Consider the following 21,246-nt stretch of genomic DNA (forward strand, 5'->3'; position numbering starts at 1 on the left):
GAGGACGATGACCTCCGACCGGCCCGCAGTTGCCATCATCATGGGTAGCCAGTCCGACTGGGAGACCATGAAGAATGCCGCCGACATGCTCGACCAGCTCGACGTCGGCTATGAAGCCCGAATCATTTCCGCTCACCGCACGCCCGATCGCCTCGTCAGTTTCGCCAAGGGCGCCCGCGACGAAGGCTTCAAGGTGATCATCGCCGGTGCCGGCGGCGCCGCCCATCTTCCGGGAATGGCCGCCTCCATGACGCCGCTGCCGGTCTTTGGCGTGCCGGTCCAGTCGAAGGCCCTGTCGGGTCAGGACAGCCTGCTCTCGATCGTGCAGATGCCGGCCGGCATCCCCGTCGGAACGCTCGCCATCGGCAAGGCCGGGGCAGTGAACGCCGCCCTTCTGGCCGCCGCCGTACTGGCGCTCAGCGACGAGGATCTCGCCGATCGCCTGGATGAATGGCGCGCCGCCCAGAGCGCCGCCGTCGCCGAATATCCCATGGACGCAGAGTAATGACAGTTACCACCATCGGCATCATCGGCGGCGGCCAGCTCGGCCGCATGCTCGCCATGGCCGCCGCCCGCCTCAACTTCCGCACCATCATCCTGGAACCGCAGGCCGACTGCCCGGCGGCGCAGCTCGCCAGCGAGCAGATCGTCGCCGCCTATGATGACCCGCAGGCCCTCGACGCGCTGGCGCAGGCCGCCGACGTCGTCACCTATGAATTCGAGAACGTGCCGGTCGGCGCCGCCGAGCGGCTGCAGGCCTCGGTACCGGTCTACCCGCCGCCCAAGGCCCTCCACGTCGCCCAGGACCGGCTGACGGAAAAGCGCTTCCTCAACGACTGCGGTATCGCCACCGCCCACTTCTACGCCATCGACAGCCAGGACGACCTCATCGCCGCGCTGGCCGATTTCGGCGGCAGCGGCGTCCTGAAGACCTGCCGCTTCGGCTATGACGGCAAGGGCCAGCGCGTCTTCCGCTCGCCCGCCGACGATCCGGCCGGCGCCTTCGATGCGCTGGGTGGCGTCCCGCTCATCCTCGAAAGCCTCGTGCCCTTCGAGCGCGAGATCTCCATCATCGCCGCGCGCGGCACCGACGGCACCGTCCTCTGCTACGATCCTGCCGAGAACGTCCACAGGAACGGCATCCTGCACACCTCCGTCGTTCCCGCCGCCGCACCCGACGTGACCGTCACTGCGGCACGCAAGGCCGCCCGGAGCCTCCTCGAGGCGCTCGGCTACGTCGGCGTCATCGGTATCGAATTCTTCGTGTTGGCCGATGGCGGGTTGATCGCCAACGAGATCGCCCCGCGCGTCCACAACACCGGCCACTGGACGGACGCCGCCTGCGTGGTTTCCCAGTTCGAGCAGCACATCCGTGCCGTTGCCGGCCTGCCCCTCGGCGACCCGCGCCGGCACTCCGACTGCCGCATGACCAACCTCATCGGCGACGACATCCGCGACCTCTCCACCTGGCTGGAGCGACCGGACACGCTTGTCCACCTGTACGGCAAGACGCAAGCCAGGCCGGGCCGGAAAATGGGTCACGTCACCCAACTCACAGGCCCTAAAACTCCGTCATATGGTTGACACGACCCATGTCTCGGGTTATCTGCACGCCCAACCTCACAGCGCGCCCTTCTTCTCGGGAAAAAGCGGCGCGTTTTTCATGTAAAAGACACGCGGGCCGTCGCGCTCGTAAACTTTGCGGACGAGAACAATGAAGATCAAGAATTCGCTGAAAGCGCTGAAGGCCCGTCACCGCGATAACCGTCTGGTTCGCCGCAAGGGTCGCGTTTACATCATCAACAAGATGAACCCGCGCTTCAAGGCCCGCCAGGGCTGATCGACGACCGTTGGCGGGAGGCCTCTTTTGGCTTTATCGTTCACGTTGTCGAAAAATGCGGTTTTCTGAATTGACCTTCGGCGCATGCGGATTACCTTGATCCGCATGCGCCGAATTCGTTTGACCCACCTCCTGTTCACTGTCGCTCTTGCAGCCTCCCCGGCGCTTTCGCAGACGCCGCCGTCGGCCGCTGCACCGGCACCGGCACCGGCCCAGGCAAAGGCAAGCGGCCAGCTCCAGCCGCTCTACGATGCGCTGAAGCGCGAGCGTGATCCTGAAAAGGCCGGCAGCATCGCTAGCCAGATCATGTCCCAGCTAAACGATTCGGGCAGTGCCACGATCGATCTCCTGATGCAGTGGGCAACGACGGCCGCCAGCGAGAAACGCAATGGTGCCGCCCTCGACTTCCTGGATCAGGCGACCCTGCTGCGCCCGGACTTCGCCGAAGGCTGGAACCGTCGCGCCGGCCTGCACTACGCGATGGGCGATACGCGCAAGTCCATGGCCGACATCAACCAGGTGCTGCTGCGCGAACCGCGACACTTCGGCGCCATCGCCGGAATGGCCGCAATCCTGACGGACGCCGGTCAGGACGAGCTCGCGCTCAAGGCGTGGCAGCGCTATCTCAGCATCTATCCAGCCGACCGCGACGCGCAGGAGGCGGCCATCAAGCTCTCCGAAAAAATCGCCGGCAGCCGCACCTGATCATGCTTCATGTCGTGATTGCGGTTCCCGTTGCCATCCTCGGCCTGCTATTGGCCGCCATGGGCTTCTCGGTCTGGAAGGCCCATTCCATCGAGCAGGAGTTCCCCAACCATGGGGAACTGGTCGACGTCGGCGGCTACAGGATGAATTCGCTCCACCTGCCGGCTGGTCCGCAGGCCGACCTGCCACCGATCGTCTTCATCCATGGCGCCAGCGGCAATCTGCGCGATCAGGAAACCGCCTTCCGACCTGCCCTGGAGGGACGCGCCGAGCTTCTCTTTGTGGACCGTCCAGGCCATGGCTACTCGGAGCGCGGCGGCGAAGAGAACGGCTTTCCGGACGGACAGGCCGATGCCGTGGCAAGGCTGATGGACGCACGAGGGATAGATCGCGCCATCATCGTCGGCCACTCCTTCGGAGGGGCGATCGTGGCAAGCTTCGGGCTGCGGCACCCGGACAAAACCCTTGGGCTGCTTTTCCTGGCGCCGGCAACCCACCCCTGGCCGGGCGGCGTCGACTGGTACTACGACCTCGCCAGGAAACCCTATATTGGCTGGCTGTTTTCGCGGACCGTCGCGCTACCGGCCGGCATGACGCGGCTGGAGGGCGCCACGCATGGCGTCTTCTCGCCCAATCCGCGGCCCGAACGATATGTCACCGAAGGCGCTCCCGCACTCGTGCTTCGTCCGGCAAACTTCCGCTACAATGCCATCGATGTCGCCAACCTCAATGACTATGCCAGACGCGTCTCGCCGCTCTACCGCAGCATCAAGACACCGACGGTGATCATCAGCGGCAACCGGGATGCGGTTGTTGCCGAGGAGATCCACTCCGTCGGACTGAGACAGGATATCGAAGGGTCGGAGCTCGTCTGGCTCGATAACGTCGGCCACAAGCCGGACTATGTCGCCACCGCCATTGCGGTCTCTGCCATCGAGAAACTGGCCGGGCAGGATCGCGACCTGCAGGCTGCGGCGCGGCGCTTTCAGGCGCCGCTCGCCGATCCGTGATGAAGCCGCCTTGCGGCGGCTTCTGCCGTCAGATGCCGCTCTGGCCGTCCGAGCCGATATAGGCGATGCGCAGCATGTTGGTCGCGCCTGGCGTGCCGAGCGGAACGCCCGCGGAGATGATGATCCGGTCGCCCGGCTTGCCGAAGCCTTCGCGCACCACGATGCGGCAGGCGCGGTTGACCATGTCGTCGAGATCCTCGGCATCCTGCGCCACCACGCAGTGCAGCCCCCAGACCACCGAAAGACGGCGCGCCGTCTGGACGATCGGCGACAGCGCGATGATCGGCACCTGCGGTCGCTCGCGGGCGGCGCGAAGGCCCGTCGTGCCCGACGAGGTATAGGTGACGATGGCCGACAGCCGCAGCGTTTCGGCAATCTGCCGGGCAGCCAGCGAGATGGCGTCGGCGCCGGTGGCTTCCGGCGTCGGACGCTGCGCATAGATGATGTTGGAATAATAGGGGTCGCGCTCGACGGTGCTGGCGACGGAAGCCATCGTCGCGACCGCTTCCACCGGATAGTCGCCGGATGCCGATTCGGCCGACAGCATGATGGCGTCGGCGCCTTCGAAGACGGCGGTGGCGACGTCGGAAACCTCGGCGCGGGTCGGCACCGGCGAACTGATCATCGATTCGAGCATCTGGGTGGCGACGACCACCGGCTTGCCGGCACGACGACAGGCGCGCGTCAGCTGCTTCTGCAGCCCGGGCACCGCTTCGAGCGGCATTTCGACACCCAGATCGCCACGGGCGACCATCAGCGCGTCGGAGAGTTCGATGATCTCCTCGATCCGCTCGATGGCCTGCGGCTTCTCGATCTTCGACATTAGGCCAACGCGGCCGCGGGCGATCTTGCGCACTTCCGCCAGATCCTCGGGACGCTGCACGAAGGAGAGCGCAACCCAGTCTACCTCGTTGGTGGCCAGCACCGCATCGAGATCGACCCGGTCCTTGTCGGTCAGGACGCCGACCGGCAGCAGCGTATCCGGCAGGCTGATGCCCTTGCGGTCGGAGATCTTGTTGCCCGAGACGACGGTGCAGACGATCGACTTTCCGTCCGTCTTGTCCGCCCGCAGCAGAAGCTTGCCGTCGTCGATGAGCAGGCGGTGACCAGGCTTGACGGCTTCGAGAATTTCCGGATGCGGCAGGAAGACGCGCGTGGTGTCACCCGGCACTTCGCTGCTGTCCAGGGTAAAGGTCTGGCCAGGTTCCAGCGTCACCTTCGTCTCGGCGAACTTGCCGACGCGCAGCTTCGGTCCCTGCAGGTCGGCAAGGATGCCGATCGGCCGGCCGCAGCGGGCCTCCACGGAGCGGATGCGCTGGATCAGCGTCCGCATCATCTCGTGGCTGGAATGGCTCATGTTGATGCGGAAGAGATCGGCCCCTGCCTCATGCAACTTCTGGATCATGTCCTCTTCGGATGAGGCCGGACCCAGCGTTGCGAGGATCTTTACTTTGCGGTTGCGCTTCATCAATTCTGGCCTTCCTGGGTGTTCGGTGCATCCGAGAGCTGCACCATCCAGCTGCCCTGGCGCCCGGTGTCGTATTCCTTGAAGCCCATGCGCTGGTGGCCTCGGGCAAAACAATCCTCGACGCCGACGATCTTGAACTCGTTCTCGGCGGCGCACATGTTGACGTCACCGGTCCAGCGTCCACCGCGCGCGGCGTCTTCGGCATAGAGATAATAATAGCGGGATTGCAGCTCGCCCTCGATGAGGGTGGCGCATGTGGATGCCGGGACCTGCCACCAGCCTTCGGTCGTCCAGCCTTCCTGCGCTCGGTAGCCGATTGCAACACCGACAAGGTTCTGCGTGCCGTTGCAGACACGGAAGTCGGCATGCGCGGCATCGGCGGCAAACAGCGGGACGCTCATCGTTGCCATGAAGGCCAGTGCTGGCATCAGGCGGAGCGGGCGGAGTGGAGAAAAGCGGGATGATGTCGTCACGGCTTCCGATGGGACCCCATGGTTATTCGCAAAGCACTTTCTTCGCCCGGCAGGGGTAGAAAGTCAACGCAACTCTAATCGATTATACCGGCCTTACACCGGAAGGAACGGAGCCTGCGCTTGCACCCCCGGCCACCGCATGCGATCACCGGGGCACACTCACCAGAACACCAGGATCACTTCATCCTCATGCCTGACTTCATCCCGTTCGAGATCATAGAAGGCGATTATGACGGCGGCATGGTCTTGCTCGCCGATCACGCGATGAACCGGCTGCCGTGCTCCTACGGCAGCCTCGGGCTGCCGGAGAGTGCGTTTCACCGCCACATCGCCTACGACATCGGTGTCGAGGGCCTGACCCGGCAGCTCGCGGCCCGACTGAACGTGCCCGCTGTCCTTGGCTGTTTCTCCAGGCTGCTGATCGACCCCAACCGCGGCGAGGACGACCCGACGCTGATCATGAAGATCTCCGATGGCGCCGTCATCCCCGGCAATTACCCGATCAGCGACGAGGAATGGCAGCGGCGGCTCGACACCTATCACCGCCCCTACCACCGCGCCGTCGAGAGAACGCTCGCCAAGGCCGGCACCTCGGGCCGGGCGCCGCTGGTGCTGTCGCTTCACTCGTTTACCCCGGCATGGAAAGGCGTTCCTCGCCCCTGGCACGCCGCGGTGCTCTGGGATACCGACCACCGCGCCGTCGAACCGCTGCTGGAGGATCTGCGCCGGGACCCGGCGCTACTGATCGGCGACAATGAACCCTACGACGGCGCCTTGCGCGGAGACACGCTCTATCGCCACTGCATGACCTCGGGCATCCCTCACGCCCTTCTCGAGGTCCGCCAGGATCTGATCGCCGACGAGGCGGGCATCGCCGAATGGACGGATCGTCTGGCGCCAGTCTTTTCCCGCCTCAATGAAGACGCGTCCCTGCACGAGTATCGGGTCTTCCCCTCGCGCACCGGCCCCTATCCGGGGCAGGATGCCCCATCGGAGCACGCATGATGACCGAACTGAGCAAAGAGCAGCAGACCGAACTGGAGGCCGCCGCCTTCCGCCGCCTCGTCCAGCACCTGCGCGAGCGCACCGACGTCCAGAACATCGACCTGATGAACATGGCCGGCTTCTGCCGCAACTGCCTGTCGAACTGGTACAGGGACGCCGCAAGCGCCTCCGGGCTCGAGATGAGCAAGGACCAGTCGCGCGAAATCATCTACGGCATGTCGTACGAAGACTGGAAAAACCAGCACCAGAGCGAAGCGAGCAGCGATCAAAAAGCCGCATTCGCCGACAACAAGGCTGTTGATCACTGACACCGTGAACGATTGGGCTTGACCTTCGCAGCCCTTCGCGGCAGGTGACACGTCAATCTCAGAACCTGAACTAGAGGAGACCTCGATGTCTGATGCTCATGGCGTCGCCCGCGACCAACTCCGCGCATTTGTCGAGCGCATCGAACGCCTGGAAGAAGAAAAGAAGACCATCGCGGACGACATCAAGGATGTCTACGGCGAGGCGAAGTCCACGGGCTTCGACCCCAAGATCCTCAAGAAGGTGATTGCGCTGCGCAAGAAGGACGAGCAGGAGCGCATGGAAGAGGACCTGATCCTCGACACGTACCTCCAGGCGCTCGGCATGATCGACAGCGGCGTCGATGCAGAGGCAGACGCCGCCTGAGGCATCCTACCGGACGAACGAAAAAACCCGCCGGTTTGGCGGGTTTTTTTTATGATCGCTTGTCGAAAGCCTAGCGCTTGGCGGGTGGCGGGCTGAACCGGTTGAGGTCGATGGCCGCGGCACGGGTCACCGGCTTGAAGGCACCGGCTGCATAGGCAGCGGAATATGTGCCGTTGAGCGTCCGCGTGACGACGCGGGGCGCCTTGACGGAGGCGACCTCGGAAAGCCTGTTGTTACTGACCGCCCATTTGGCAACCAGATCGCCGGTCAGGGCCGGGGCGGCCTCCGGCTTGGCGGCCGCAGCCGAACGCCCGCCCTTTGTCGGAGCGGTGATCTCCGGCGCCACCTGCGGGACATCGAAAGCATCGCCGAACCGAGTGCCTGCATCGAGCTGCTCGGCCTGCTTCGGAAGGGACGCGACCTCCACCGGCGCTTTTGGAGCGGGAGCCGGCACCGGCTTTGCCAGCGACGCGCGGGCATAGGCGCCGCTTTCCGCCAGTGCGGCAACCACGGCAGGAGTCAGCTCCTGCTGCTCGTCGAGATCCGCTTCGGCCTCGGGATCGGCATTGACCGATGCCAGCAATGGCTCGGTTGCCGACGGCCTCGTGGCCGGCAGCGGAACCGTCACCAGAACATCCTCAGGGATCGCCGGGGTTACGGATGCGGTCATGATCGAGGCTTCGCTGTCGCCCTTCTGGCCGCGGGGGCCAAGCAGGGTCGGAACCGGGATCGCATACTGTTGCAGGTCGGCGAAAGCCTCGCTTTCGGCCGTCTGCAGGCTTGCGGCTGGCCGCGGTTCAGGCGGAAGCGCCGCCTGCAGGGCTTCCTGGGCCGCGTTGCGAGCCGGTGAATAGAGTGCCGTGGCCAGTCCGCCTGGACCGCCGTCCTGCCGGAAGGAAGGCCGCGATAGGGGCACGGGTGCGGCAATTGTCTCGACGCCGGGAAGCACCTCGAGAGCGGGTGCAGGCTCGGCAGCCGCCACCATGACTTCCGCCTGCGGCTGTGGTACCGGGGCCGGAGCGGGAGCCACGGGCGTGGGACGCTCGGCCAGAGCCGGCGCCGCGATGGCATCGGCATCCTCGTCTTCGTCGCCGCCGCCGAAGAGCATGGCGAACAGGTTCGGGCGCTTCTTACCGTCCGACTTGCTGCTGCCACCAGCCGTGCTGGCAATCTCGATGCTGTCGCTGCTGACGCGCTTCTTGTAGCTGGCAAGGGCCTGCTGATAGCCCGGCAGTGGCTTGCCGTCTGCCGGAAGGTGCACTGTGTTGCCGTCAGGAAAGAGCCTGACGAGCTCCTGGCGGCTCATGCGTGGCCATGCGCGCACGCCGCCGACGTCCAGATGCACGAACGGCGAACCGGATGTCGGGTAGTAGCCGACCCCCCCCACCTGCATCTGCATGGCAAGCGACCGCAGCGTTGCGAGCTTCACGCCAGGAATGTAGAAATCCATCGCCTTGCCGAGCATGTGCTGGCTGTTCTTTGCCACGCCCTTGCTGCGGGACCGCAGCATGCCGTTGGTCGCAGGCGAACGGTAGGCCGACACGACGTGGATGTAGTCCCGGGCGCCGCTGCGCCGATAGACTTCCCACACGAGGTCGAACAGGCGTGGATCCATCTTGGTGGGCTCGTTGCGCCGCCAGTCGCGCAGCATCATGCTGATCTGCTGCAGACCACGCGGGTCGAATCGGCCGTTGCGCTTGAAGACGATCTCGGCGCGCTCCTTCGTGTGCACGAAGTAGAGCTTCAGGCTGCGCGTTTCCGCAGCGGCACTGGATGAGGATGCAAAAAGCAAAGGCAGGGCAAGACAGGCTGCCGCAGCGCAGGAAACAGCACCTTTGACGAGCGATGTAAGAAATCCGCCCCTCCGGCCGTGCTGGTTCGCGCCTGACGGCGTGGCTAGTGCATTCTGATCCGGCAAGGCGATCCCCGTCCCTATCGACAACATCCGTTGTTGCCGTAAATGACTGTCAATTGCGGTGACACAATGGCAATTTTGCCACACAATCACAAGCATATCACTTGGAGTCAATAATTGGCTACCAAGAGATTGACAGAAGCTGACAGAACATCCTTGCGCGAAAGTTAACGCCCGCTAATACGCCAAGCCTCAAGCGGCCTCCTTCAGTGGATTGTCGGGGTCGATGCCATAGTCCTTGAGCTTGCGGTAGAGCGTCGAACGGCCGATGCCGAGCTTGCGCGCCACCTGGCTCATCTGGCCGCGATAAAATTTTAGTGCGAAACGGATGAGTTCTTCCTCGACGTCCGCCAGCTTGCGCACCTCCCCGGTGCCGTCGGTGGTGGGGATGACATTGTCCGACGCAGGATAGGCGGCGGCAAGCAGGGCCCGCGGATCTGGACGGGAAGAACTTGCAGGCCGCTCCATAAAGCCTTCTGCCAGACGATGCGAAAGGTCCGATACCGCAGCCTCGCGCGGCTCATTGGCCGGGCTGACGGCCCGTGCAGCGGTCCAGGCCGGCGCAGCACCGGCTTTCAGTTCGGCATGGGGGAAATGCGGCAGCTGTGCGGCAATCTGCGGAAAGTCTGCCTCTGTCAGCTGCTCGTCCTGCGCCAGCACGACGGCACGGAACAGGGCGTTCTCCAGTTCACGGACATTGCCTGGCCAATCATGCGCCGTCAGCAGCGCCAGGGCGGCTGGCCCGACGGTCACAGGCTGCGCCAGGTGCTGCTCGGTGGAGAAGCGCCGGGCAAACACCCGGGCGAGATGCGGGATGTCTTCCTTGCGCCGGCGCAGGGCGGGAATGGTGATCGGGAAGACGTTCAGCCGGTAGTAGAGATCCTCCCGGAACCGACCTTCACGAACCTCCTCGATGAGGTCCTTGTTGGTCGCCGAGATCAGCCGCACGTCGATAATGCGGACTGCGTCGGTTCCGGCCGCCACGATCTCGCCGAACTGTACGGCGCGCAGGAGCTTCACCTGCACGTCGAGCGGCAGATTGCCGATCTCGTCGAGGAACAGCGTGCCGCCATCGGCCTCGGCAAACTTGCCGGACTGGCCGCCATCAGGACCCTTGTCTGCACCGAACAGGACGCTGTCGATGAGATGGGCCGGAATGGCACCGCAGTTGACGGTGACGAAGGGCTTGCCGGCACGGTCGCTCCCGGACTGGATGGCGCGCGCGACCAGTTCCTTGCCGACGCCGGTCTCGCCTTCGAGCACGACCGGGATGGGCGATTGCGCGGCGCGCTGGGCGAGATCGATGACCCGCATCATGTCGGCGCTGGCGGAAACGATGTCGCCGAACGGCACCATTCCGGCGCGCCCCTTGCGGGCGCCCCGGCCGCGGCCATCCTTCTGCTCCAGCTTCAGCGCATTGATGACGGAACCGGCGATCCGCTCGGGCGACACCGGCTTGACGACGAAGTCGAAGGCGCCGGCCTGCATGGCGCGCACCAGCTCGTCGCCTTCCGCCTGCCCCGTCTGGACGATGACGGGCGCCGTGACGCCCGTGTCCTGGATTGCCGTCAGAAGGGTCTCGCCCTCGGTTCCCGGCATCATCATGTCGAGCACGATCACGTTGATCTGATCGCCGTGCAGCCGGAGGAACTCCAAGCCGGCACTGCCGTTCTCGGCCATATGCACCACATGGTCATATCCCTCCAGCGCGCTCTTCAGGAGACGTCGCTGAATGGGATCGCTATCAATTACAAGGATTTGGGCAATCATGCTCGGCTCCCGACATCAATCATTAATGTCCCCTTGAGTTTCGGTCTGCCGGTGGTTGTGTCAGAAAGGCTTGAACATCATCTTTTGAGAAACGCTTGCATTTTAACGGCTGTCGCGGAAGACAGAGCCCATTCAGATGCAGGCCACGCAAAGGACAAGGCGAATGACGAAGACCGCGACATCCAACCCGGTATTGCAAGCGCCGGCGCAACACGCCGCAGTGGCCGACCCGGCTCTTGGCCTGCTGCCGGTCTGGAAGCTTTCGGACCTCTATCCCTCCAGGGATTCATCCAGCTTCACCGCCGATATGGAAAAGGCCAAAACGCAGTCGCTGGCTTTTGAGGAAAAATGGAAGGGCCGGCTGGCAGAAGCGGCCGGAAAGACCGGCACCGAGGGTCTCGGGCAGGCGCTCGCCGATTACGAGGAGCTTGAGGACGTTCTCGGCAAGATCGGCTCATTTGCCGGTCTCACCTATTTCTCCGACACATCGAGCCCCGCCAACGGCAAGTTCTTCGGCGACGTGCAGTCGAAGCTCACGGATCTCTCCGCGCATCTCCTCTTCTTCGCACTGGAGCTCAACCGCATCGACGACGCCACCATGGACTCAGCGCTCGACCGCGACCCGCAGGCGGCCCACTACCGTCCCTGGATCCTCGACCTGCGCCAGGACAAGCCCTACCAGCTCGACGACCGGCTGGAGCAGCTGTTCCTCGAGAAGTCGATGACGAGCGCTGCCGCCTTCAATCGCCTCTTCGACGAGACCATGGCGGAGCTGCGCTTCGAGATCGACGGCGAGAAGCTGCCGCTGGAGCTCACCCTCAACATGCTGCAGGAGCGCGACGAGCCGGTACGCCGAAAGGCCGCCGAGGCGCTGTCGAAGACCTTCCAGCAGAACATCCGCGTCTTCACGCTGATCACCAATACGCTCGCCAAGGACAAGGAAATCTCCGACCGCTGGCGCGGCTTCGACGACATCGCCGACTCGCGCCACCTCGCCAACCGCGTCGAGCGCGAAGTGGTCGATGCGCTGGCCGCCGCCGTGCGCGACGCCTACCCGCGCCTCTCGCATCGCTACTACACGATGAAGGCCAGATGGCTCGGCATGGAGCAGATGAACTTCTGGGACCGCAATGCGCCGCTGCCGGAAACCCCCAACGCGCTGATTTCCTGGTCGGACGCCCGCGACACGGTGCTGTCGGCCTATGACGGTTTTGCCCCCGAGATGGCCGATATCGCCCGCCGCTTCTTCGACGAGGAGTGGATCGATGCGCCGGTGCGGCCCGGCAAGGCGCCCGGCGCCTTTGCCCATCCGACCGTCCCCTCCGCGCACCCCTATGTCCTCGTCAACTACATGGGCAAGCCGCGCGACGTGATGACGCTCGCCCATGAACTGGGCCACGGCGTCCACCAGGTGCTGGCCGGCGGCCAGGGCGCGCTGATGTCGCAGACGCCGCTGACGCTCGCAGAGACCGCCTCCGTCTTCGGCGAGATGCTGACCTTCCGCGCCCTTCTCGACAAGACGAAGGACAAGCGCGAGCGCAAGGCCATGCTCGCCCAGAAGGTCGAGGACATGATCAACACGGTCGTGCGCCAGATCGCCTTCTACGAATTCGAGCGCAAGCTGCACACGGCGCGCCGGGAGGGCGAGCTGACGTCGGAGCAGATCGGCGAGCTCTGGCTCTCGGTCCAGGCGGAAAGCCTCGGACCGTCGATTCGCATCTCCGAGGGTTATGAGACCTGGTGGGCCTATATTCCCCACTTCATCCATTCGCCCTTCTACGTCTACGCCTATGCGTTTGGCGATTGTCTGGTGAACTCGCTCTACGCGGTCTACCAGAATGCCGCTCCCGGCTTCCAGGACAAGTATTTCGAACTGCTGAAGGCCGGCGGCACCAAGCATCATTCGGAACTCCTGAAGCCCTTCGGCCTCGACGCCACCGATCCGGCCTTCTGGTCCAAGGGCCTGGGGATGATCGAGAGCCTGATCGACGAGCTGGAAGCGCTGGACAAGGCCTGATCGTCCTACACCGATGAGTCCGAGGCGGCGCAACAGATCCCTTCTCCCCGCCGGCGGGGAGAAGGTGGCGGCAGCCGGATGACGGGCAGCCGGAACCCGAGAACACCATGCAAGACCACCAGCCCTACGCCCTGTTTCGCGACGACAAGCGCGGCGAGAGCCTCGTCTTCGCAAAGCCGCGCGAGATCGTCACCGCACGCACCGCAGACGAGATCCTGCCGGCGCTCGCCCGCCTCGAGCAGGCGCGCCGCGACGGATTCTGGCTCGCCGGCTTCCTCTCCTACGAGGTAGGCTACGTCTTCGAGGAAAAGCTGCGGCGGCTGATCGTCGATCATCGCGAGACGCCACTGATCGCCATGGGCATCTTCGACGCGCCGGCGCCGGACGACCATCCGCTCGCCGTACCTCCAGATGAACTGCCGACCGCGCCCTTCCTGACCGATCCCCACGCCGGCTGGGATCTGGAAGCCTATCGCGCCCGCTTCGAGCGCCTGCACGAGCATCTGCGTCGCGGTGATTGCTACCAGGCCAACCTCACCATGCCGGTGACGGCAAAGTGGAGCGGTGACCCCCGCGCCGCCTTCTGGTCGCTCGTCTCCCGCCAGCCGGTCCACTACGGCGCGCTGATCGATTTCGGCGGTCCGATCATCCTGTCGCGCTCGCCGGAACTCTTCTTCAAGGTCGATGACGACCGCTGGATCGAGACGCATCCGATGAAGGGCACCGCGCCCCGCGGTGCAACGCCGGAGGCGGACGCGGCGATCGTTGCCGCCATGCTGGCCGACGAAAAGACCCAGGCCGAGAACCGCATGATCGTCGACCTCCTGCGCAACGACATCTCGATGATCAGCGAGGTCGGCACCCTCTCCGTCCCCAAACTCTTTGCCGTCGAGACCTATCCGACGGTGCACCAGCTGGTCAGCCACGTGCGGGCCAGGCTGCGGCCGGAGATCGGCCTGCCGGAGATCCTCGCCGCTCTTTTCCCCTGCGGATCGATCACCGGCGCCCCGAAGATGTGGGCGATGCGCATCCTCGCGTCTCTGGAAGAAGGTCCCCGTGATGTCTATTGCGGGGCGATCGGTTACTGTGATCCCCACGGCCCGATGCGTTTTTCGGTGGCCATCCGGACCTTGACCCTTTTCAATTCGGGAAAGGCCGTCTTCAATGTCGGCGGTGGCATCGTGTTCGATTCGACAGCAGAGGCGGAATACGACGAATGTCTTCTCAAAGCACGGTTCGCACTCGGCAGTCAGGCGATCTCTCGCTGATCGAGACCATGCGCTGGGAGCCCGGGAACGGCTTCCTGCGCCTCGACCAGCATATGCGCCGGCTGTCCCGCTCCGCCGATGCATTGGGCTTCCTGTCACCCGCCGATCCCGCCATGGCGCTGCAGCTCGCCGTCGGCGGCGAAACCCCGCTCCGGATCCGCCTGACCGTCACCTACCGCGGCAAGCTGGAAGTCACCACCACCCCCTTCGAGCCGGAGCCCGAGAACAAGGTCTGGCGGCTGCGGATCGCTAACCAGCGACTGTCGTCCGACGATGCCTTCCTTCGCCACAAGACCACCCGGCGCGACGTCTACGAGGCCGCCCGCGCCGAGTTTGCGCCGGAGGACGCCGACGAGGTCCTGATGCTCAACGAGCGCGGCGAACTCTGCGAGGGCACGATCAGCAACCTCTTCATCGAGACCGCCGAAGGCCTATTGCTGACCCCTGCCCTCTCCAGTGGCCTGCTGCCCGGCGTCCTGCGCGCCGAACTCATCCGCGACGGCAAGGCCCGCGCCGAGGTGCTGCAGCCGGCGGCCCTCCAGAACCGCCGGCTCTTCATCGGCAACTCCCTGCGCGGGCTGATACCGGCGGAGCTGGTGACCGACTGACGGCAGGCTATTTCTCCCGGTAGAACACCATGCCGCCATGGTGCAGCGTGTCATTGTCGACGAACTCGCCATCCGCCGTGAAGCCCGTGTCGTCCCAGTAGTCGATGTGGTTGCCGGTGACGGCATAGCGTCCCTGGTAAGCGCTGGCGCGAGTTCCGCGCGCTTCATCGTAGCGGCCATTGGGCAGCAGTTCCTGGCGGATGCGGCCGTCGCCGGTCACCCACATGCCGACATAGGGGTGATTCTGCACGGCAGTCTGCTGGGGCATTTCGGTCTCCGCATCGGCGGGTTGAGCAACGGCTGCGCCGAGAGACGCGGCAACGACGAGAGTTGAGAGGCGCGTTGTCATGCTCATCTCCTCAGTTGGCCGAACGGGTGGGGCGCACGACGATCTCGTTGATGTCGACATCGGCCGGCTGCTCGATGGCGAACCGCACGGCGCGTCCGATTGCCTCGGGCTGCAGCGCAATGGCGCGATAGGCCTGCATGGCCTCGGCCGTGACCGGATCGCTGATCGTGTCGGCAAGCTCGCTCTCCACCACGCCGGGATGGACGCAGGTGACGCGGATGTCGTCACGCTCCTGCCGCAGCCCGTCGGAAATCGCCCGCACCGCGTATTTGGTGGCGCAATAGACGGCAGCCGTCGGAACCACCTGCAGCGCGCCGATTGAGGCGATGTTGATGATATGCCCCGATCCACGGGCCGTCATCTCCGGCAGCACCGCCGCAATGCCATGTAGGACGCCCTTGATGTTGACGTCGACCATGCGGTCCCACTCCTCGACCTTCATCGCGGCCATGGGCGACAGTGGCATGATGCCGGCATTGTTGATCATCACGTCGACGCGGCCGAATTCTTGGCGGGCCGCATCGGCGAAGGCCTGCACGTCCGCGCGGTCGGTCACATCCAGCCTGTGGGTGAGCACGCCGCCCGCCTCGCCGCGGATCTCGTCGGCCAGCGCCTCCAGCCGATCGGTGCGCCGGGCGCCGAGAACGAGCGTCGCCCCTGCCCTCGCCAATTCTCTTGCGATTCCGGTGCCGATCCCGCTCGAAGCACCCGTGATCAGGATGACCTTGTCCATCTGTCTCTCTCCGTGTTCTCCGCGTGATTGCGGTTGCCAGGAAGATAGACCTCGGCCATTGTATATAAAATCCGTCGATACCTTACCATATTGGCAACGAAAGCTAACCAATGTCTCCTGATCTGAATGCTCTCGCGATCTTCGCCGTGGTTGCCGAAGAGAAGAACTTCCGCGCCGCTGCCGACCGGATGGGCGTCACCCGGGCCGCCGTCAGCCAGACGATCCGCAAGCTGGAGGAAGGGCTTGGCATTGCGCTCGTCAGCCGCACCACCCGCAGCGTGGCGTTGACGGAAGCCGGCGAACAGCTCTACGCCGACGCCTCGCCGGCGCTCGCCAACATCCGCACCGCCATCGAGGCGGCAGGAAGCCTTCAGGGCAGCCCGCGCGGACAGCTGCGGCTGGCCGTCTCCTCGATTGCCGAAAGCTTTCTGTCCGGCCCCCTGCTGGCGCGCTTTGCTGACGAGAACCCGCAGGTGAAGATCCACGTCACCGTCACCGACGACCATTTCGACATCGTCGCGCAAGGCTATGACGCCGGCGTGCGGCTGGGCGAAGTGATCGACCAGGACATGATCGCTCTGCCCGTTTCCGGCGAACAGCGGCAGATCGCCGTCGCCTCTCCCGCCTACATCGAGCGCCTCGGGGCGCCGAGCCACCCGCGCGACCTGACGGCGCATCGCTGCATCGGCTGGCGCACCGCGCCGGACACCACCTCTTACCGCTGGGAGTTCGCCGAGGACGGCAAGGAGTTTTCGGTAGCCGTCGGCGATGAGATCACCACCACGGACATGGCCCTGATGATCCGGCTGGCGGTTGCCGGCGCCGGCATCACCTTCGGCATGGAGGAAAGCTTCCGCACGCATATCGAGCGCGGCGAGCTGGTGCCCCTTCTCGATGCCTACTGCCCGCGTTTTCCGGGCTTCTACCTATACTACCCGAGCCGCCGCAACCTGGCGCCGAAGCTGCGGGCGCTGGTGGACCATCTGCGCCGCCATCGATCGGCGTGAGATCGATTCGCAGCCTCTTTATTGTGACGTGATTCTATGATCTAGAGCGCGAAAATAGCGATCGAGCGCTTCCATCCGTTCCCTGTCGGCCTTCTGGCGCAGCGGTTCCGATGCCGCGGCTCTGAAGGAGAAGCATATGAGTGAAACGACTTACCCGGTGCATGCCGAGATCACCGGCCCGATCGTCATGATCGGCTTCGGTTCGATCGGCCGCGGCACGCTGCCGCTCATCGAACGCCACTTCAAGTTCGACAAGAGCCGGATGGTCGTTATCGACCCGCGCGACGACGACACCGGCATCCTGGAGAAGCACGGCGTCAAGCACATCAAGGAACACGTCACGCTGGAGAACTACAAGAAGCTCCTCAAGCCGCTCCTGACCAAGGGCGACGGCCAGGGCTTCTGCGTCAACCTCTCGGTCGACACCGGCTCGCTCGACCTGATGAAGATGTGCCGCAAGCTCGACGTCCTCTACATCGACACCGTCGTCGAGCCCTGGCTCGGCTTCTACTTCGACAAGAGCATGAAGAACGCCGAACGCACCAACTATGCGCTGCGCGAAACCGTGCGCCACGAGAAGAAGAAGAACCCGGGCGGCACGACCGCCGTTTCCACCTGCGGCGCCAATCCCGGCATGGTATCCTGGTTCGTCAAGCAGGCGCTGGTCAACCTGGCCAACGACACCGGCCTGAAGTTTGACGAGCCGGACCAGCACGATCGCGAAGGCTGGGCCAAGCTGATGAAGAAGCTCGGCGTCAAGGGCGTCCACATCGCCGAGCGCGACACGCAGCTGACCAAGCACCCCAAGCCCCTCAACGTCTTCTGGAACACCTGGTCGGTGGAAGGCTTCATCTCCGAAGGCCTGCAGCCTGCCGAACTCGGCTGGGGCACCCATGAGAAGTGGATGCCGAAGAACGCCAAGAAGCACAAGAAGGGCTGCCAGGCGGCCATCTACCTGGAGCAGCCGGGCGCCAACACCCGCGTGCGCACCTGGTGCCCGACGCCGGGCCCGCAGTACGGCTTCCTCGTCACCCACAACGAGTCGATCTCGATCGCCGACTACTTCACCGTCGAAAAGGACGGCGAAGTCGTCTACCGTCCGACCTGCCACTACGCCTACCATCCGGCCAATGATGCGGTCCTGTCGCTGCACGAGATGTTCGGCAACGGCGGCAACCAGCAGCCAGTCCTTCACGTGCTGGACGAGGACGAACTTGAGGAAGGCGTCGACGAGCTCGGCGTGCTTCTCTACGGCCACGAGAAGAACGCCTATTGGTTCGGCTCGCGCCTGTCGCTCGAGGAAACCCGCAAGATCGCGCCCTACCAGAACGCAACCGGCCTGCAGGTTACCTCGGCCGTGCTGGCTGGCATGGTCTGGGCTCTGGAGAACCCGGAAGCCGGCATCGTCGAGGCCGACGAGGTCGACTACAAGCGCTGCCTCGAGATCCAGATGCCTTATCTCGGACCTGTCGAAGGTCATTACACCGACTGGACGCCGCTTGAAGGTCGCCCGGGCCTTTTCCCCGAAGACCTCGACACCTCCGACCCGTGGCAGTTCCGCAACATTCTCGTTCGCTGAACCGGTCTTGACCGCTCCACAGGGGAAACTGTCCCGAATTCGGACGTTTCCCCTGTTGAAAGCAGCGGAAAGAGGCTGTGAAACCTTTTACTCTGCGCTAGATAGGAGATCGTGTTGCCACGGCCTCCGCCGTGTAGAACTGCGGGAGACACTGACCATGAAATTCAAAGCGAGCCTCGTGCTCATCGCCGTCGCCACGCTGAGCGCCTGCGTATCGTCTGCGCCACCTCGCATGCAGCAGCAGCAAGTATCCCTCGCGCCGCAGGGTGTCGAAGGCACATGGGCGGATCCGAACGGCATCGTTTCGACCTTCCAGGGCGGCACATTCAGCACCCGCTCCACCGACAGCAACGCGCTGCTGGCCTCCGGCACCTACACCAGTCTTTCGCCGACACTGGTCGAGATCAGCATGACCTCGCTCGTCCGCAACACCCAGTCTCGCGTCAACTGCTCGCTGGTGACGCCGAGCCAGCTGAACTGCACGCAGGACAGCGGCGCGCAGTTCTCCCTGACCCGCCGTATCTAAGGCCAGTGGGCCGCCAATGAACCCCGCTCCGGCGGGGTTTTTTATTGTCCGCAGTCGAAGTCAGACTTCTCTTCCGCGCTGCACATTTCCCTTGATGTCGCATGGCCTTGATGGAAACATGCTAAAGTCCACCGGACAGGTCGCCTGCCCAGGCGGGTCGCGCCTCCTCCGCCAGTAGAAGCGGCCGGTGGAACGAAACAGGAGAGAACACGATGATGAAGACCTTGAGACTGGGGCTGATGACGGCTTCGGCAATGGCTCTCTTTGCCGGCACCGCGTTTGCCGACTACGAACTCAACATCCTGCACATCAACGATCTCCACTCCCGCATCGAGGCGATCAACAAATATGATTCCACCTGCTCGGCGGACGAAGCCTCCAAGAACGAGTGCTTCGGCGGCATCGCCCGGGTGAAGACCGCCATCGACACGCGCCGCGGCGCACTCGGTGACGCCAACGTCCTCGTGCTGGACGCCGGCGACCAGTTCCAGGGCTCGCTGTTCTACAGCATGTTCAAGAGCGGCCCGATTGCCCACTTCATGAACGGCATCGGTTTCGACGCCATGGCGATCGGCAACCACGAATTCGACGACGGCCCGCAAGAGCTCCTGAAGTTCATCGACGCGGCCGACTTCCCGATCATCTCCGGCAACACCAAGGCCGCAGAAGGCAGCATCCTGACCGGCAAATACGAGCCCTACATCATCAAGGAGATGGGCGGAGAGAAGGTGGCCGTTGTCTCGGTGCTGGCCACCGACACCGATGAGACCTCTTCTCCGGGCGACCAGATCAGCTTCCAGGACGAGATCGAATACCTGAAGACGGCGGTTCAGGAGATCGAGGCGCAGGGGGTCGACAAGATCGTCCTGCTCTCCCACGTCGGCTATGCGCGCGACAAGGAGATCGCAGCCGCAGTGGACGGCATCGACGTCATCGTCGGCGGCCACAGCCATACGCTCCTGTCGAGCACCGACGAGAAGGCGGCCGGCCCCTATCCCACCATGGTCGCAAACCCGGCGGGCACAGAGGTTCCGATTGTTCAGGCCTATGCCTATTCCAAGTATCTCGGCGATCTCAAGGTCGTCTTTAATGACAACGGCGTCGTCAAATCTGCCGAAGGTGCGCCACAGCTGCTCGATTCCTCCTTCGTTGCCGACGCCGGCATTGCCGCCAAGGTCGAGGAACTCGGCAAGCCGCTCCAGGAACTGAAGCAGAAGGTGGTTGGGTCGACCCAGGACACGATCGTCGGTGACCGCGACGTCTGCCGCGTCGAAGAATGCTCCATGGGCAATCTCGTGGCCGACGCGCAGCTTGCCCGCGTCCAGGACCAGGGCATCACTCTTTCGATCGCCAACAGTGGCGGCCTGCGCGCCTCCATCGATGCGGGCGACGTGACCATGGGAGAAGTCCTGACGGTCCTGCCGTTCCAGAACACGATCGCGACCTTCCAGCTCAAGGGCTCCGATCTCGCCACTGCACTCGAAAACGGCGTTGGCCAGATCGAAGAGGTTGCCGGACGCTTCCCGCAGGTCGCCGGGATGAAATACGCCTTCGACAGGTCAAAGCCGCCCGGTGAACGCATCACCGACATTCAGGTCAAGGAAGGCGAAGGCTTCGTGCCGCTCGATCCGGAAAAGACCTACGGCGTCGTCACCAACAACTATGTCCGCGGTGGCGGCGATGGCTATAAGATCTTCGCGACCAATGCCGTCAACCCCTACGACTTCGGCCCCAACCTGGAACAGGCCGTTGCCGACTACCTGACGGCCAACAACCCGTACACACCCTATACGGACGGCCGCATCACCGATGTGACGCCTGCCGACTACACGCCGCCCGCCAAGGCAGAGGCACCGGCTGCAGCTGCTCCGGCGGCCACTCCGGCCCCTGCTCCAGCTCCGGCCGCAGCACCGGCGCCGGCTGCCCAGGCACCCGCAACCCAGGCACCCGCAGCAGAGGCTCCCGCTCCGGCAGCCGAAGCACCGGTAACTCAGGCTCCTATGGCCTCCTCCGGGCAGGCCGCCGCTCCGGCGGCCGCTACCGGCACCCCGCGCACCCATGTGGTCGTCGCTGGCGATTCCCTCTGGGAAATCGCAGTCACCACCTATGGCGACGGCACGATGTGGACACGGCTTGCCGAGACCAACGCCATGCGCAATCCGAACCTGCTGATCGTCGGCCAGGAGCTGGAGCTGCCGGCCAACTAAGACGATTTGTCCCGTCCAGCGACGCGGCCCGGGACTTTCCCGGGCCGCTTTTTGTTTCTAGATAGAACCAAACCTCTCGCGGCACCGTAGTAGC

General features: G+C 64.4%; 21 protein-coding genes. 15 read left to right on the forward strand and 6 right to left on the reverse strand.

Annotation, left to right across the window (positions count from 1 at the left end; genetic code table 11):
• The first annotated feature begins 7 nt into the window (after nt 1-7).
• From purE to M1E10_RS21355, 5 genes are all read left to right on the forward strand, one after another.
• Nucleotides 8-505 (forward strand): 5-(carboxyamino)imidazole ribonucleotide mutase, encoded by a 498-nt coding sequence (gene purE / locus M1E10_RS21335; protein ID WP_499174783.1) that lies wholly within the window; start codon nt 8-10, stop codon nt 503-505.
• Complete coding sequence (locus tag M1E10_RS21340; RefSeq protein ID WP_499174784.1) at nt 505-1,584, forward strand: 5-(carboxyamino)imidazole ribonucleotide synthase; 1,080 nt, start codon at nt 505-507, stop codon at nt 1,582-1,584. The genes purE and M1E10_RS21340 overlap by 1 nt, the downstream gene beginning before the upstream one ends.
• 130 nt (nt 1,585-1,714) lie before the next feature.
• A complete protein-coding gene (gene ykgO, locus M1E10_RS21345; RefSeq protein ID WP_007607121.1) occupies nt 1,715-1,840 on the forward strand; it encodes a type B 50S ribosomal protein L36 in 126 nt (41 codons plus the stop codon).
• Between the two features lie 105 nt (nt 1,841-1,945).
• Complete coding sequence (locus M1E10_RS21350; RefSeq protein WP_499174785.1) at nt 1,946-2,545, forward strand: tetratricopeptide repeat protein; 600 nt, start codon at nt 1,946-1,948, stop codon at nt 2,543-2,545.
• Nucleotides 2,546-2,547: 2 nt separating this feature from the next.
• Nucleotides 2,548-3,555 (forward strand): alpha/beta fold hydrolase, encoded by a 1,008-nt coding sequence (locus M1E10_RS21355; protein WP_499174786.1) that lies wholly within the window; start codon nt 2,548-2,550, stop codon nt 3,553-3,555.
• 28 nt (nt 3,556-3,583) lie between these two features.
• On the opposite strand, the gene pyk is transcribed toward M1E10_RS21355, so the two are convergent.
• Both pyk and M1E10_RS21365 read right to left on the reverse strand, forming a co-directional pair.
• A complete protein-coding gene (gene pyk, locus M1E10_RS21360; RefSeq protein ID WP_499174787.1) occupies nt 3,584-5,023 on the reverse strand; it encodes a pyruvate kinase in 1,440 nt (479 codons plus the stop codon).
• The gene (locus M1E10_RS21365) at nt 5,023-5,451 is read right to left on the reverse strand and encodes a DUF1036 domain-containing protein (RefSeq protein ID WP_499174788.1); all 429 of its coding nucleotides are present in this window, start codon (nt 5,449-5,451) and stop codon (nt 5,023-5,025) included. Before M1E10_RS21365 ends, pyk begins: the two co-directional genes overlap by 1 nt.
• Nucleotides 5,452-5,685: 234 nt before the next feature.
• Between M1E10_RS21365 and M1E10_RS21370 the strand changes: the two genes are divergently transcribed.
• The 3 genes from M1E10_RS21370 (at nt 5,686) to M1E10_RS21380 (ending at nt 7,173) form a co-directional block, all read left to right on the forward strand.
• The gene (locus M1E10_RS21370; protein ID WP_499174789.1) at nt 5,686-6,501 is read left to right on the forward strand and encodes an N-formylglutamate amidohydrolase; all 816 of its coding nucleotides are present in this window, start codon (nt 5,686-5,688) and stop codon (nt 6,499-6,501) included.
• Entirely contained in the window at nt 6,501-6,809 is a 309-nt protein-coding gene (locus M1E10_RS21375; protein ID WP_499174790.1) for a DUF1244 domain-containing protein, read from the forward strand. The genes M1E10_RS21370 and M1E10_RS21375 overlap by 1 nt, the downstream gene beginning before the upstream one ends.
• A gap of 85 nt (nt 6,810-6,894) precedes the next feature.
• On the forward strand, nt 6,895-7,173 hold the full coding sequence (locus M1E10_RS21380) for a DUF2312 domain-containing protein (RefSeq protein WP_499174791.1): 279 nt from the start codon (nt 6,895-6,897) through the stop codon (nt 7,171-7,173).
• Between the two features lie 70 nt (nt 7,174-7,243).
• On the opposite strand, the gene M1E10_RS21385 is transcribed toward M1E10_RS21380, so the two are convergent.
• Nucleotides 7,244-9,118, reverse strand: coding sequence for a peptidoglycan L,D-endopeptidase MepK (locus M1E10_RS21385; protein WP_499174792.1), 1,875 nt, complete (start codon nt 9,116-9,118; stop codon nt 7,244-7,246).
• 162 nt (nt 9,119-9,280) lie between these two features.
• The gene (locus tag M1E10_RS21390; RefSeq protein WP_499174793.1) at nt 9,281-10,858 is read right to left on the reverse strand and encodes a sigma-54-dependent transcriptional regulator; all 1,578 of its coding nucleotides are present in this window, start codon (nt 10,856-10,858) and stop codon (nt 9,281-9,283) included.
• A gap of 163 nt (nt 10,859-11,021) precedes the next feature.
• Between M1E10_RS21390 and M1E10_RS21395 the strand changes: the two genes are divergently transcribed.
• From M1E10_RS21395 to M1E10_RS21405, 3 genes are all read left to right on the forward strand, one after another.
• Entirely contained in the window at nt 11,022-12,875 is a 1,854-nt protein-coding gene (locus tag M1E10_RS21395; RefSeq protein WP_499174794.1) for a M3 family oligoendopeptidase, read from the forward strand.
• A 107-nt stretch (nt 12,876-12,982) separates the two neighbouring features.
• Nucleotides 12,983-14,143, forward strand: coding sequence for an aminodeoxychorismate synthase component I (locus tag M1E10_RS21400; RefSeq protein ID WP_499174795.1), 1,161 nt, complete (start codon nt 12,983-12,985; stop codon nt 14,141-14,143).
• Nucleotides 14,092-14,751, forward strand: coding sequence for an aminotransferase class IV family protein (locus tag M1E10_RS21405; protein WP_499174796.1), 660 nt, complete (start codon nt 14,092-14,094; stop codon nt 14,749-14,751). Before M1E10_RS21400 ends, M1E10_RS21405 begins: the two co-directional genes overlap by 52 nt.
• Before the next feature lie 7 nt (nt 14,752-14,758).
• Here M1E10_RS21405 and M1E10_RS21410 read toward each other — a convergent pair whose 3' ends face one another.
• Together M1E10_RS21410 and M1E10_RS21415 are read right to left on the reverse strand one after the other, a co-directional pair.
• Nucleotides 14,759-15,100 carry an Atu4866 domain-containing protein gene (locus M1E10_RS21410; RefSeq protein WP_499174797.1) on the reverse strand — a complete coding sequence of 114 codons (342 nt, stop codon included), beginning with the start codon at nt 15,098-15,100 and terminating at the stop codon, nt 14,759-14,761.
• A gap of 10 nt (nt 15,101-15,110) precedes the next feature.
• Complete coding sequence (locus M1E10_RS21415; RefSeq protein WP_499174798.1) at nt 15,111-15,833, reverse strand: SDR family oxidoreductase; 723 nt, start codon at nt 15,831-15,833, stop codon at nt 15,111-15,113.
• 110 nt (nt 15,834-15,943) lie between these two features.
• On the opposite strand from M1E10_RS21415, the gene M1E10_RS21420 reads away from it, so the two are divergent.
• The 4 genes from M1E10_RS21420 to M1E10_RS21435 all read left to right on the forward strand — a co-directional run bounded on the left by M1E10_RS21420 (nt 15,944) and on the right by M1E10_RS21435 (nt 21,152).
• Nucleotides 15,944-16,840: a LysR family transcriptional regulator gene (locus tag M1E10_RS21420; RefSeq protein ID WP_499174799.1), complete on the forward strand. Its 897-nt coding sequence runs from the start codon at nt 15,944-15,946 to the stop codon at nt 16,838-16,840.
• Nucleotides 16,841-16,976: 136 nt separating this feature from the next.
• Complete coding sequence (locus M1E10_RS21425) at nt 16,977-18,419, forward strand: homospermidine synthase (RefSeq protein WP_499174800.1); 1,443 nt, start codon at nt 16,977-16,979, stop codon at nt 18,417-18,419.
• A gap of 157 nt (nt 18,420-18,576) precedes the next feature.
• Complete coding sequence (gene omp10 / locus M1E10_RS21430; RefSeq protein ID WP_499174801.1) at nt 18,577-18,945, forward strand: outer membrane lipoprotein Omp10; 369 nt, start codon at nt 18,577-18,579, stop codon at nt 18,943-18,945.
• Between the two features lie 212 nt (nt 18,946-19,157).
• The gene (locus M1E10_RS21435) at nt 19,158-21,152 is read left to right on the forward strand and encodes a 5'-nucleotidase C-terminal domain-containing protein (RefSeq protein WP_499174802.1); all 1,995 of its coding nucleotides are present in this window, start codon (nt 19,158-19,160) and stop codon (nt 21,150-21,152) included.
• Nucleotides 21,153-21,246 lie beyond the last annotated feature (94 nt).

Source organism: Rhizobium sp. PK7-22 (genome assembly GCF_056530405.1).

Bases quoted from the DNA above. Each gene is read 5' to 3' on its own strand.
- purE (WP_499174783.1), top strand. From the start codon at position 8: ATGACCTCCGACCGGCCCGCAGTTGCCATCATCATGGGTAGCCAGTCC.
- M1E10_RS21340 (WP_499174784.1), top strand. From the start codon at position 505: ATGACAGTTACCACCATCGGCATCATCGGCGGCGGCCAGCTCGGCCGC.
- ykgO (WP_007607121.1), top strand. From the start codon at position 1,715: ATGAAGATCAAGAATTCGCTGAAAGCGCTGAAGGCCCGTCACCGCGAT.
- M1E10_RS21350 (WP_499174785.1), top strand. From the start codon at position 1,946: ATGCGCCGAATTCGTTTGACCCACCTCCTGTTCACTGTCGCTCTTGCA.
- M1E10_RS21355 (WP_499174786.1), top strand. From the start codon at position 2,548: ATGCTTCATGTCGTGATTGCGGTTCCCGTTGCCATCCTCGGCCTGCTA.
- pyk (WP_499174787.1), bottom strand. From the start codon at position 5,023: ATGAAGCGCAACCGCAAAGTAAAGATCCTCGCAACGCTGGGTCCGGCC.
- M1E10_RS21365 (WP_499174788.1), bottom strand. From the start codon at position 5,451: ATGCCAGCACTGGCCTTCATGGCAACGATGAGCGTCCCGCTGTTTGCC.
- M1E10_RS21370 (WP_499174789.1), top strand. From the start codon at position 5,686: ATGCCTGACTTCATCCCGTTCGAGATCATAGAAGGCGATTATGACGGC.
- M1E10_RS21375 (WP_499174790.1), top strand. From the start codon at position 6,501: ATGACCGAACTGAGCAAAGAGCAGCAGACCGAACTGGAGGCCGCCGCC.
- M1E10_RS21380 (WP_499174791.1), top strand. From the start codon at position 6,895: ATGTCTGATGCTCATGGCGTCGCCCGCGACCAACTCCGCGCATTTGTC.
- M1E10_RS21385 (WP_499174792.1), bottom strand. From the start codon at position 9,118: ATGTTGTCGATAGGGACGGGGATCGCCTTGCCGGATCAGAATGCACTA.
- M1E10_RS21390 (WP_499174793.1), bottom strand. From the start codon at position 10,858: ATGATTGCCCAAATCCTTGTAATTGATAGCGATCCCATTCAGCGACGT.
- M1E10_RS21395 (WP_499174794.1), top strand. From the start codon at position 11,022: ATGACGAAGACCGCGACATCCAACCCGGTATTGCAAGCGCCGGCGCAA.
- M1E10_RS21400 (WP_499174795.1), top strand. From the start codon at position 12,983: ATGCAAGACCACCAGCCCTACGCCCTGTTTCGCGACGACAAGCGCGGC.
- M1E10_RS21405 (WP_499174796.1), top strand. From the start codon at position 14,092: ATGTCTTCTCAAAGCACGGTTCGCACTCGGCAGTCAGGCGATCTCTCG.
- M1E10_RS21410 (WP_499174797.1), bottom strand. From the start codon at position 15,100: ATGACAACGCGCCTCTCAACTCTCGTCGTTGCCGCGTCTCTCGGCGCA.
- M1E10_RS21415 (WP_499174798.1), bottom strand. From the start codon at position 15,833: ATGGACAAGGTCATCCTGATCACGGGTGCTTCGAGCGGGATCGGCACC.
- M1E10_RS21420 (WP_499174799.1), top strand. From the start codon at position 15,944: ATGTCTCCTGATCTGAATGCTCTCGCGATCTTCGCCGTGGTTGCCGAA.
- M1E10_RS21425 (WP_499174800.1), top strand. From the start codon at position 16,977: ATGAGTGAAACGACTTACCCGGTGCATGCCGAGATCACCGGCCCGATC.
- omp10 (WP_499174801.1), top strand. From the start codon at position 18,577: ATGAAATTCAAAGCGAGCCTCGTGCTCATCGCCGTCGCCACGCTGAGC.
- M1E10_RS21435 (WP_499174802.1), top strand. From the start codon at position 19,158: ATGATGAAGACCTTGAGACTGGGGCTGATGACGGCTTCGGCAATGGCT.